Annotated in this window: 13 protein-coding genes; all 13 read right to left on the reverse strand. The window is 43.2% G+C overall.

Features of this window, described 5'->3' with window-relative positions:
* Nucleotides 1–7: 7 nt before the first annotated feature.
* Nucleotides 8–1,156 carry a 1-deoxy-D-xylulose-5-phosphate reductoisomerase gene (locus tag ABWW58_RS03620; protein WP_353867884.1) on the reverse strand — a complete coding sequence of 383 codons (1,149 nt, stop codon included), beginning with the start codon at nucleotides 1,154–1,156 and terminating at the stop codon, nucleotides 8–10.
* 12 nt (nucleotides 1,157–1,168) lie between these two features.
* Nucleotides 1,169–1,960, reverse strand: coding sequence for a phosphatidate cytidylyltransferase (locus ABWW58_RS03625; RefSeq protein ID WP_353867885.1), 792 nt, complete (start codon nucleotides 1,958–1,960; stop codon nucleotides 1,169–1,171).
* A complete protein-coding gene (uppS, locus tag ABWW58_RS03630; RefSeq protein WP_445783411.1) occupies nucleotides 1,957–2,745 on the reverse strand; it encodes an undecaprenyl pyrophosphate synthase in 789 nt (262 codons plus the stop codon). The genes ABWW58_RS03625 and uppS overlap by 4 nt, the downstream gene beginning before the upstream one ends.
* A gap of 100 nt (nucleotides 2,746–2,845) precedes the next feature.
* Nucleotides 2,846–3,406 carry a ribosome recycling factor gene (gene frr, locus ABWW58_RS03635; RefSeq protein WP_353867886.1) on the reverse strand — a complete coding sequence of 187 codons (561 nt, stop codon included), beginning with the start codon at nucleotides 3,404–3,406 and terminating at the stop codon, nucleotides 2,846–2,848.
* Nucleotides 3,407–3,409: 3 nt separating this feature from the next.
* On the reverse strand, nucleotides 3,410–4,135 hold the full coding sequence (gene pyrH, locus ABWW58_RS03640; RefSeq protein ID WP_093669508.1) for a UMP kinase: 726 nt from the start codon (nucleotides 4,133–4,135) through the stop codon (nucleotides 3,410–3,412).
* Nucleotides 4,136–4,297: 162 nt separating this feature from the next.
* Nucleotides 4,298–5,179: a translation elongation factor Ts gene (gene tsf / locus ABWW58_RS03645; RefSeq protein ID WP_093669510.1), complete on the reverse strand. Its 882-nt coding sequence runs from the start codon at nucleotides 5,177–5,179 to the stop codon at nucleotides 4,298–4,300.
* A gap of 94 nt (nucleotides 5,180–5,273) precedes the next feature.
* Complete coding sequence (gene rpsB / locus ABWW58_RS03650; protein ID WP_353867887.1) at nucleotides 5,274–6,029, reverse strand: 30S ribosomal protein S2; 756 nt, start codon at nucleotides 6,027–6,029, stop codon at nucleotides 5,274–5,276.
* Between the two features lie 155 nt (nucleotides 6,030–6,184).
* Entirely contained in the window at nucleotides 6,185–6,775 is a 591-nt protein-coding gene (locus ABWW58_RS03655) for a hypothetical protein (protein WP_353867888.1), read from the reverse strand.
* A 22-nt stretch (nucleotides 6,776–6,797) separates the two neighbouring features.
* Nucleotides 6,798–7,568, reverse strand: coding sequence for a FliA/WhiG family RNA polymerase sigma factor (locus ABWW58_RS03660; protein ID WP_353867889.1), 771 nt, complete (start codon nucleotides 7,566–7,568; stop codon nucleotides 6,798–6,800).
* Nucleotides 7,569–7,598: 30 nt separating this feature from the next.
* Nucleotides 7,599–8,081, reverse strand: coding sequence for a chemotaxis protein CheD (locus tag ABWW58_RS03665; RefSeq protein WP_353867890.1), 483 nt, complete (start codon nucleotides 8,079–8,081; stop codon nucleotides 7,599–7,601).
* Nucleotides 8,078–8,692: a chemotaxis protein CheC gene (locus tag ABWW58_RS03670; protein ID WP_353867891.1), complete on the reverse strand. Its 615-nt coding sequence runs from the start codon at nucleotides 8,690–8,692 to the stop codon at nucleotides 8,078–8,080. Before ABWW58_RS03670 ends, ABWW58_RS03665 begins: the two co-directional genes overlap by 4 nt.
* Nucleotides 8,693–8,695: 3 nt before the next feature.
* Nucleotides 8,696–9,172 (reverse strand): chemotaxis protein CheW, encoded by a 477-nt coding sequence (locus ABWW58_RS03675; protein ID WP_353867892.1) that lies wholly within the window; start codon nucleotides 9,170–9,172, stop codon nucleotides 8,696–8,698.
* Between the two features lie 10 nt (nucleotides 9,173–9,182).
* Nucleotides 9,183–11,267, reverse strand: a complete 2,085-nt coding sequence (locus tag ABWW58_RS03680) for a chemotaxis protein CheA (RefSeq protein WP_353867893.1) — start codon at nucleotides 11,265–11,267, stop codon at nucleotides 9,183–9,185.
* Nucleotide 11,268 lies beyond the last annotated feature (1 nt).

The following is an 11,268-nucleotide window of genomic DNA, read 5'->3' on the forward strand; positions in this document are numbered from 1 at the left end:
TCTGCCCTTAGTTTATTTGATTCTTGACAAAAGCGCGCGTTTCCTTATCAACAGCCTCGATGGTTTCCAAATCAGGCATTTGAATAACGTGATGCCGATTAAGAGCCGTTTCAACATATCGTTCGATATCCAGAAACGAAATTTTTTCAGAAAGAAACGCTTGAACCGCCATTTCATTTGCCGCATTCAATACGGTTGGCATGGAACCGCCGGTCTTTCCTGCTTGATATGCTAATGATACGCTTGGAAAGCGCTGCATGTCCACTTTTTGGAAGTGCAGACTCCCAATCTCCCATAAATTTAATGATTTAGTTTGCTTCAGTTCTATTCGGGAAGGATACGTAAGTGCATATTGAATGGGAGCAAGCATGCTTGGGAGACCAAGCTGTGCAATGACACTATGATCAGCATATTCAACTAAAGAATGAACGATACTTTCTCTATGAATCACCGTGTCAATTTTTTCATAAGGCATATCAAAAAGCCAATGCGCTTCAATAACTTCTAGACCTTTATTCATCATTGTCGCACTATCAACAGTAATTTTTGCGCCCATCGACCAGTTTGGGTGATTAAGGGCATCTTTAACCGTAACTTCGGCAAGTTCATCGCGATTTTTGTCTCTGAAACTGCCACCTGATGCAGTAATGGTAATGCGTGAAACAGCTGAGCGGTCCTGTCCTTGCATCGATTGAAAAATAGCAGAATGTTCACTGTCGATTGGGAGAACGCGGACACCACAGTCTGCTGCCCGTTTCATCACGATATGCCCTGCAGTTACTAATGTTTCTTTGTTTGCAAGACCAATCGTTTTACCAGCTTCTATTGCTGCAAGTGTAGGTTCAAGCCCTACGCTGCCAAGAACTGCATTAACGAGCATGTCGCTTTCGGAAAATACCGCTACTTCAATCATGCCCTCGATACCATATACCAGACGTGTGTGATTATCTAATTGAATTCTTATTCTATCCGCAACCTGCTTGTTCTTAACTGATACTAATTGAGGCTTGAATTCGTGAATGATCGGCAGCGCCGCTTGAATATTCTCGCCAAACGCCAGAGCAGCAACCGAGAATTGATCAGGATGTTCACGAATAACCTTTAGCGTCTGAATTCCAACTGATCCCGTCGCGCCAAGCAAACTGATCTTCTTCATAGCGCTTCCCCCTTATCCAATCAAACCCAGAATATACAGTATAGGCAACACAAAAATTAAACTGTCAAAACGATCAAGCAAACCGCCATGTCCCGGCAGAATCGATCCTGAATCCTTAACCCCATAGAATCGTTTAATTGCCGATTCTGTCAAGTCCCCAAGCTGTCCAAAAATGGAAATGAGCAAGGTGATGCCAATCAAAGCAGGCCATGTACCAAGAAATGCTCCTCCGACAATCAATCGATAGATGATGGCAATCAGTACAGCAACCAGTACCGCGCCAATAGACCCTTCTCGTGTCTTGTTTGGACTGATATAGGGAGCGAGTTTATTCTTGCCAAATTTCCTTCCTACAAAATAGGCACCGCTGTCTGTCGACCAAATGATAATCTGAACAAACAAAACAAGTATGAGACTATCCAGTCGAATCCGAACGAGTAAATAAAAGGGAATGCTTATGTAGAAAACAGATAAAAACAAGTAAGCGGAATGCGCGAACGAAATACGATTTCTTGTCACAACAGCTGCACTTATGAACAGCAATGCCAAAAGAACGAAGAGTTTAAGCCAAATGTCATGAAAAGAAGATAAAGAAAACATTGCGCCAATCACTATGACGGCTACTGCAAGAGCGCCGATCATGACTTCCGGCGAATAGGCACGCAATTTGTTCATTTCGGCGAGTTCAAGATAGCTGATCACAGCAATTGCTGTTGCAAGCAACGCGAAAGGAAAGGAACCGATCCAAAGCAGGGCAAGATAAAAGGCACCGGCAAGTACGCCCGTAATTATTCGTTGTCTCAATTTTTCTCGCTTCCTTCCTCTAATCCGCCGTATCTGCGTTGCCTTGTCGCAAATGTCTGCACCGCTTCCTGAAGGCTGAGTTCATTGAAATCCGGCCAAAATTCATCTGAAAAATAAAGTTCAGTATAGGCAAGCTGCCACAGCATGAAATTGCTTAGACGAATCTCTCCTCCGGTTCGAATCAAAAGGTCTGGATCAGGTAATGATCGACTCATCATATGCTCAGCAATAACCTTTTCGGTCACATTATCGAGTTCAAGCTGCTGGTCGTTCACTTCACAAATAATGTTCTTCACCGCGGTGACAATTTCCGCATGACTGCCATAATTCAGCGCAAAATTCAAAATCAAGCCTGTATTCTCTTTCGTTCGCTCAATTGCGCTTTCTACCGCCTTTAGCGTGTAAGATGGAAGTCGCGACAAATCCCCCATTGCCTGAACCTGAACATTTTGTTCAACAAGCTCAGCCAAATAGGTATTTAGGAATTGTTGCGGTAATTTCATTAGGAACTCGACTTCCGCTTTCGGCCGTTTCCAATTTTCAGTGGAAAAAGCATATAATGTGAGAACCTTTACACCTAGCCGATCCGCCTCTGTTGTTACGCGCTTAATGGTCTTCAACGCCTCGCGATGACCGGCAATTCTCGGCAATCCCCTTTTTTTTGCCCAACGACCGTTGCCATCCATAATAATTGCCACATGCAGCGGAATTTTACCTGTATTTATGTTTTTTTGATGTTTTGACGTATCCGTTTTTCCCATATTAAAGGAAAATTTTTCAAACATTGATTTTCCCCCATTACTGATACTGAACATCCCTAGGGCAGCCCTCGAAAATAGGATCTGAACTTCTTGGATATGGTGTCAGTTTGGTTAATTTCCTGCTTTAGATGTCCATCATTTCTTTTTCTTTTTCAGATGCAATTTGATCAATATTCTTAATCGTTTCATTGGTTAGCTTTTGCACATCTTCTTCTGCAGCGCGAACGTCATCTTTAGTTAATTCATTGTTTTTTGCCATTTTTTTCACTTGGTCATTGGTATCACGACGTACATTGCGTACGGCAATTTTTGCTTCTTCAGCCATCTTTCGAACAAGTTTCACTAACTCTGTCCGTCTTTCCTCGGTCAGTGGAGGAATTGCAATTCGAATCACAGAGCCGTCGTTCGTAGGTGTTACGCCCAAGTCGGATTTCAAAATGCCTTTCTCAATGTTTGCAAGCGCTGTTCGATCATATGGCTGCACAAGCAGAAGACGTGCTTCCGGAACTGTAATCGAAGCCACTTGGTTGATCGGTGTCTCCGCGCCATAATATTCGACCGTTACTTTATTAAGTAATGACGGATTTGCTCTTCCTGCCCGAACCGTCACTAACTCGCGTTGGAAGGCTTTAACAGCCTTTTCCATGCGCTCTTCAGCACCTTTAAAAAGTTCTGATTGACCCATTAATTATCGCCCCTTAACAACAGTGCCGATATCTTCGCCGAGAACAGCACGTTTTATATTGCCTTCTTCTGACAGTGAAAAAACAATCAACGGAATATCGTTGTCCATGCTTAGTGAAGACGCTGTGGAGTCCATCACTTGAAGCCCTTCGTTCAGAACACGCAGATAGGATATTTCTTTATATTTTTTCGCCGTTTTATCAACCTTAGGATCTGCTGAATAAACACCGTCGACATTATTTTTCGCCATTAATATTACATCTGCTTCAATTTCCGCGGCACGCAGCGCAGCCGTCGTATCCGTGGAGAAATAAGGGTTGCCGGTTCCAGCAGCAAAAATGACCACACGCCCTTTTTCCAAATGACGAATTGCGCGTCTGCGAATATAGGGTTCAGCAACTTGCCGCATCTCAATGGATGTCTGAACGCGTGTCTCGACACCGATACCTTCTAAGCAATCCTGCAGTGCGAGAGCGTTAAGCACAGTAGCGAGCATACCCATGTAGTCAGCTTGTGCCCGATCCATTCCCATTTCGCTGCCTGCCTTGCCCCTCCAAATGTTTCCGGCACCACAAACGATTGCAACTTCTACGCCTAGATCAACGACCTCTTTGACTTGTTTTGTAATCGACCGAATAATGCTTGGCTCGATTCCAAAACCGCCAGCGCCCGCCAGTGCTTCTCCACTTAGTTTTAAAATGACCCGCTTATAGTTCGCCTTTTCCGGCATATTCCACCGCACCTCACATTGGATTATTTTAAAAAATGGGACACGTGACCCGTGCCCCATTGTGATTCCTTGCTCTGTTTCATCAGGTGTTGAAAACCGCAAAACGGCTATGTGACGGTTATTTATCATTATCGTCTTTCAACAGTCACCTTACAGGCGCAATTAGTGTTTCATTTGTGCTTTTACTTCATCAACGAAGTTATCTTCCTTCTTTTCGATACCTTCGCCTACTTCAAAACGCACAAATGCAAGAACATCAGCATTTTTGCTCTTCAAGAATTCTTTAACAGTTACATCGCCGTCTTTAACAAAAGGCTGATCAACGAGGCATATTTCTTTAAAGAATTTTTTTATTCTGCCGACAACCATCTTTTCAACGATGTTTGCAGGCTTGCCTTCGCTGAGCGCCTCTTGAGTAAGAACTTCTTTTTCATGTGCGACAACATCAGCAGGGATTTCATCTTCCTTTAGATATTGAGGGCGAATCGCTGCCACATGCATCGCGATATCCTTTGCCGTTGCTTCATCCGTGCCTGACAGTTTTGTCAAAGCAGCGATACGGCCACCCATATGCAGATAAGCACCGAATACTTCGTCATCTGTTTTTTCAACAATTGAGAATCGACGCAAAGTGATTTTTTCACCAATTTTAGAAATAGCTGCAGTGATGGTATCTGCGATGGTTTCACCAGCTGCGGTTTTCTGGTTAAGGGCTTCTTCTACAGTAGCAGGTTCGTTGTCAAGAAGATGTTGTGCAAGTGTGTCAATCAAAGCCTTAAATTCAGCATTCTTTGCCACAAAATCGGTTTCTGAGTTGACTTCAAGTGCAACAGCTCGATTACCATCGGTCTTGATTTCCGCTAAGCCTTCTGCAGCAATGCGCCCGGACTTCTTTGCAGCTTTTGCCATGCCTTTTTCACGAAGTACGTCGATAGCCTTCTTAATGTCACCTTCCGCTTCAGCGAGTGCTCGCTTGCAGTCCATAATACCTGCACCTGTCAGTTCACGTAATTCTTTTACTTGTTTTGCGCTAATTGCAGCCAATAGGAGTCCTCCTTTTATGTCGTTCCAAAGTTTTCGCTAAAAGAGTGATAAAGGGCAAGCCCCTTATCACCCCGTGTCATACTTTAATTCAAAATTATTCTGCTTTAACTGGCACTTCTTCAACAGCAGCCTCAGTCTGTTCCGGTTCTGCCACTTCTTCAGTTTCTTCGCCTTGGTTTGCTTCCAAAACTGCATCGGCCATCTTGCCTGTCAGCAATTTAACAGCGCGGATCGCGTCATCGTTACCTGGAATGATAACATCGATTTCATCCGGATCACAGTTTGTATCAACAATCGCGATGATCGGAATATTCAGCTTATGTGCTTCAGCAATCGCAATTCTTTCTTTACGCGGATCAATAACAAAAAGCGCTTGAGGAAGGCTTTCCATATTCTTGATACCGCCCAAGAATTTTTCAAGACGCGCCCATTCTTTCTTAAGACCGACAACCTCTTTCTTAGGAAGAACATCAAAAGTTCCGTCTGCTTGCATTTTTTCAATGTCTTTAAGACGTTTGATTCTCTTTCTGATTGTCTCGAAATTAGTGAGCGTTCCGCCGAGCCAACGTTGATTTACAAAATACTGGCCGGAACGTTCCGCTTCTGCTTTTACAGAGTCTTGAGCTTGCTTCTTTGTACCTACAAATAGAATTTTACCGCCGTCAGCAGCAATATCTCTGACGAAGTTATAAGCTTCTTCAACTTTTTTTACGGTTTTCTGCAGATCAATAATGTAAATACCGTTTCTTTCCGTAAAGATATACGGCTTCATCTTCGGATTCCAACGACGGGTCTGATGACCGAAATGAACGCCGGATTCCAATAATTGTTTCATTGAAATAACTGACATAAAAAAATTCCTCCTAATTTGGTTTTATTCCCTCCGCCTGCATCATTTTCGTGTGCGGCTGAATCGCTTCAGCACCCGCGCATAAATCAACAGACGTGTGTGATTGACACCAAACGTAAATATACCATACTCTAAACAGCATGGCAAGATTCGAATTAAACTTTTCCATGTAATTTAAGTAATAGTTCGATTTCGCCTTTTCCTCGATTCATTTCTTTCGCTATCTCGGTAGTCGAATAGCCCTTTTCTTTCAATTTCATCGCGTGTAAAAAAGGAGATTCCTCCACTTGATCCTTAACATTGTCAATTGGCGGCATCCATTCATTCTCAGGTATTTCCGTTCCAGATACTGAAGATATTGGCGGCTTGCTTTTCACAGCCTTCTGTAATTGTTCTTTTTGAACGTTGAGCGTGTCTGCAAAAGAGAGATTGCCGCTCACAGCTTCGGGTTCTGTCTTTTTTTCAGACGCTTTTACTTGTGCATTCATTTTCTGAGTACGTTTCGATGTAGATGTTTTCTCAATTTTGATCGCCTGTTTTGCCAATAATGCACGTACTTCTGCCAAAAATTGTTCATTTTCCAAGCGAACCGCCTCAATATGTTCAGCAAGAATTTGCTGCGCTTCTTGTGCGCTTTGCCCTGATTCTTTCTGTTGAAGCAGTCGGATTCTCTGATAAAGATGCACAATAAGATATAAGGCTAAAAGCACTAATACAAAATTAAGCGTAATCCAAAAAGCTGACAAAACGTTCACCTCGCTTCTCAAGTTATGTAGTTTTACTTTCAGTAGCGTTGAGGTATTGTCTCAACTTAAAAAGCGCTTTGCTGTGGATCTGGGAAATCCGTGATGTTGAAAGGTTTAACACCTGTCCGATTTCAGTCAAAGTAAGTTCATCAAAATAGAAAAGTGACACGACAAGACGCTCTTTTTCACTTAGTTTGTCAATTTCTTTGGCGAGTTGGGCTCTGTTTTCCTGATCCACCAACCTTTTCTCCGGTAGAACTGCTCGAACATCCTCGATTATGGCGGCTGGAAATTCACTGCTCATACTCGAAGCACTGTCATCAAGTGAGAGTAAATTAGATAGCAGGCTCTCAGACAATATTTGTGAAACTTCTTCAGAAGATAGTTCGCAAGCTGCGGCGACCTCATCAATTGTGGCTGAGCGCATTTGTTCTTGCTCAATTTTCTCGGCAGCCTTTTCAATCTTTTTACTCTTCTCCCGCATTGAGCGCGGCATCCAATCCTCTTTCCGCAATCCATCTAAAATCGCTCCGCGAATTCGAAACGACGCATATGTATCAAATTTCAAATCTCTCTTACGATCAAATTTTTCTAGTGCATCGTAGAGACCAAGCAATCCATAACTTTGAAGCTCTCCTCGATCAATATTTCGGGGCAATCCTGCCCCAATTCTCTGCACGTGGTAATTGACAAGTGGCATATAAATTTCGAGAAGACAATTTGCTGCTTCTACATCATGAGACTGAATCCAGCGATCCCAATAGTTCGATTCTACGGCTTCAGATTTTCCCAATTGTCTCCCCTCCTTTGTAACAAGCCAAACTTAAATAACACTTTTCCCTTTAAATATAGCATGAATCGTCAACTCGCAGCTGTCTATGAGGTATTCTATAGTGCGTCCATAATCTGCACCAGTCTCTTCTGCGATGAGCGGTATATGATAGTTGGTCAGTTGGTCTTTTACAGCCTCGACATTTCTCTTTCCAATGCTCCCTAAAGGCAGTGTTCGTGTTGACTTGAACATCTCGGCACCTCCTGCGATCTTTGCCCTGAGCTGAGATAGAGGACAACAATAATACTCTGTCATCTTCTTTACCAGCTCTGGAACGGCTGTATCCGCATATTTGCCAAGCGGATACGTCATCGTTCTCGCAAGCGCTGAATCAGGCAGCATCACGTGCGCCATTCCCGCAACCTTCCTTTGTGCATGATAGATCACAACGCCCACGCATGATCCAAGACCCAGTGTCTTCAATGTCTCCGGCGATTCGGCAAATTTAATCTCTGAAAGACCGACGTGAATCAATGGAAAGACTTCCCTTCAGCGATGTTGAAGATAACGTCAAGAGAATCAGGGAATGGAAGAAATAAAAATTCGCCATTTAGCCTGTTCCCCTTCTGACGATCAAAAAGAACAGCATCGATTAGCAAAGCTGATTCGTCGTAAAGCGAGAGTTCAACGAGTCCCTCACTTAGAATTGCCCCCGCCATATCCACTGCATAATTTGGCGGAGCTTGGGTTAATGAAATTTTGAGAAAAGCAGCTAGTGCAGACAAATAAGAGCCGCAAAGGATGTTGCTGATTTCACAAAAAGCTGATTTTCCCATTTCGTCATCAAGGACATTCCCATTAGGTACTAGTTCTTGAATCAATGTATTCGCCTGCTCCATATCAAACATCATGAAAAAGAAGCCTTTGAGTCCGCCATCTACTTGGATATAAGAAGCGGCAACCTGCCTTTCTGCATCCTTGTCAATTAAATCTGAAATCGGCAGCACACGCACAGATGGTATGTTCATATCAATAGACTTATTTAACAGCATGGATAATGACGAGGCGGCATGGGCGGCGCCGATGTTGCCCGATTCCTTTAGTAAATCAAGATGTGAGGCACGTAATTCCTTTAAATTGTTCATAAATCATCCCTCGATCTTCAGTAAGTCGGCAACATCATCTTGATTCAGTACCCGATCAAGATTGAGCAAAAGAAGCAGTTCATTGTCTCCGATTTGTGCGACACCATTCAAATAGTTCGCTGACGGTCCGCCAATGATTTCAGGAGCTTTTTCGATCTTAGCTGATTCAATGTCCAAGACCTCTTTGGACGAGTCAACCAGTAATCCGACTTTCATATCCTCCACATCGACGACAATGATCCGACTTTCTTTTGTCACGACAGATTCACCCATCTGGAACCGATTGCGGACATCGATAATCGGGACGATCAACCCGCGCAGATTCATTACCCCTTTGACAAATGAGGCAGCATTAGGAAGACGAGTGATGTCATCTACTTTCTCGATAGATAATACTTGCTCAACCGGCACACCGTACGATTCAGAATTTATTTCAAACAAAATGACCTTCATACTTGTTTCTTTCTGATTTGTCACCATGTGTTCCTCCTCAAGCCTGTTCTTTTAAGAATAGTTTTTTCTGTGTCGTGATGATTGCTTGACAGTCGATAATTAACGCAACCTTGCCATCGCCGAGAATCGTTGCACCTGAAAAACCAGACACATTTTTCAAATAGTTGCCAAGCGGTTTGACGACGATGTCCTGATAGCCAAGCAGTTTATCTGCTACTAACGCAACATTCTTATCACCATGGTGAACCATCACAACGGAACTCCCTTGATCGACTTCATTATTGTTGTTCTTTTCTACAGAGGTAATCGACAAGTAGTCGCAGAGATTAATTATAGGTACAACTTGTCCATGATACTGCATCACATTCCGGTTATGGATGCTCATCACCTCAATATGACGCCTTAGCGCTGTTTCAGCAATGGAGTTGATTGGAATCGCGTAAATTTCCTTACTGCACTGAACGAGCAAAGCATTGATGATGGAGAGCGTCAAAGGCAGTCTCACTGTAAACTTCGATCCTTTATCCCGCTCGGAATCTACCTCGACGCTTCCGCTGAGTGAATGAATTTTACTTTCAACGACATCGAGTCCGACTCCTCGTCCCGATATATCCGAAATCTTGTCAGCGGTACTGAACCCCGAGGCAAAAAGTAAATGGTAGATGTCTTTGTCGGTAAGTTTTTGTGCAGCTTCCTTGGTTACAACATTCTTCTCAATCGCTTTCGCAAGTACTTTTTCTTTGTTGATGCCTGCGCCGTCATCCACAATTTCAACAATGACATGATTTCCGCTGTAATATGCACTAAGGGACAACGTACCTTCGGGATCTTTTCCCTTCGCCTTTCGAACTTCAGGTGTCTCAATTCCATGGTCCATGGAGTTCCGAATCATATGCATGAGCGGGTCGCCCAATTCTTCAATTACCGTACGATCCAGTTCGGTTTCCGCTCCATTGATTACAAAATTAACTTTCTTGTTCAATTCCTTTGAGAGATTGCGGACCATCCTTGGGAATCGGTTGAAGACCTGCTCAATTGGCTCCATGCGCAAATTAAGAATGGTTTCCTGTAATTGATTGGAAATACGTTTAATCGTTCCTACTGTATCCTTCAGGTCCGTATTATCAATATCGGATGCGATTTTCTCAAGTCGTCCGCGATCAATAATCAATTCTTCAAAAAGGTTCAAAAGTTGATCTATTCGATCCAGATTTACACGAATTGTCTTAGCCACGGTGACAGCCGGATGAGCAGCAGCCGGTTTGCTCGGCTCGTTTTCTTTCTGAGCTTGTTTCTTCGGACCTATATCCTGCGCCTGTTGCCTCTGTACAACTGGTGAATTCTCATCTAAATTATTTATGGGGGAAACAATAACGTCCTCGATTTCTGAAATTTGGTTTATTTTATTCTGAATCTCCTGATTTTCGGATTCTGTTGCAATCAGAAAAACCAGTTGCTGATCAAACGCCTCTTTTTCAATTTCTTCAGTTGAAGGCCTTGTCCCGATTATTGTTCCGGATTCTTCCAAGGCGTTTGAAATCATCAGCGCTCGAGCCGCTTTGAGCACGCAATCTTTGTTGAGATTCACAACCGTTTCAAATACATAGAGATTCTGTGACTGAGCCTGGGAAACAAATTCTTTTTCATAGTCCGTCAGTTCCATAGCTTTCGTATTCACTGGTTCTGAGGCAGTTGATACTGCGACTTTTTGGCCACTTGAAGGAGCACCATTATCCTGTGCGCCACCTGTGGTGAGCGTTTGAAGTTTCTTTATGGTTCCAGACACTTCACGAACATCACTCCCATTTTGTTCGATGGTGTCAGCCATTGCTTCGAGATGATCCAAGCCCTCGAAAAGGACATCAATCATTTCTGAGCTGACTTTGATACTCTGATGTCGGAGTGCGTCAAATACATTTTCCATGATATGTGTGAGTTCCATCATGTTTTGAAAGCCCATCTGACCCGAGCTTCCTTTCAGTGTGTGTGCGGATCTGAAAATACTGTTAATTAATTCAGGATCATCGGCATTTTGCTCTAGAGTCATCAGTTTATCATTCAGATTCTGTAAGTGTTCTCGTGCTTCATCCAAAAACACGCCCAAATATTGACTCATATCCATG

This window comes from Sporolactobacillus caesalpiniae, from assembly GCF_040513385.1.
Classification (GTDB): Bacteria; Bacillota; Bacilli; order Bacillales; family Sporolactobacillaceae; genus Sporolactobacillus.

Coding starts and splice junctions, on each gene's coding strand:
- ABWW58_RS03620 (WP_353867884.1), bottom strand. CDS start 1,156: ATGAAGAAGATCAGTTTGCTTGGCGCGACGGGATCAGTTGGAATTCAG.
- uppS (WP_445783411.1), bottom strand. CDS start 2,745: ATGTTTGAAAAATTTTCCTTTAATATGGGAAAAACGGATACGTCAAAA.
- frr (WP_353867886.1), bottom strand. CDS start 3,406: ATGGGTCAATCAGAACTTTTTAAAGGTGCTGAAGAGCGCATGGAAAAG.
- pyrH (WP_093669508.1), bottom strand. CDS start 4,135: ATGCCGGAAAAGGCGAACTATAAGCGGGTCATTTTAAAACTAAGTGGA.
- rpsB (WP_353867887.1), bottom strand. CDS start 6,029: ATGTCAGTTATTTCAATGAAACAATTATTGGAATCCGGCGTTCATTTC.
- ABWW58_RS03670 (WP_353867891.1), bottom strand. CDS start 8,692: ATGAACAATTTAAAGGAATTACGTGCCTCACATCTTGATTTACTAAAG.
- ABWW58_RS03675 (WP_353867892.1), bottom strand. CDS start 9,172: ATGGTGACAAATCAGAAAGAAACAAGTATGAAGGTCATTTTGTTTGAA.
- ABWW58_RS03680 (WP_353867893.1), bottom strand. CDS start 11,267: ATGGATATGAGTCAATATTTGGGCGTGTTTTTGGATGAAGCACGAGAA.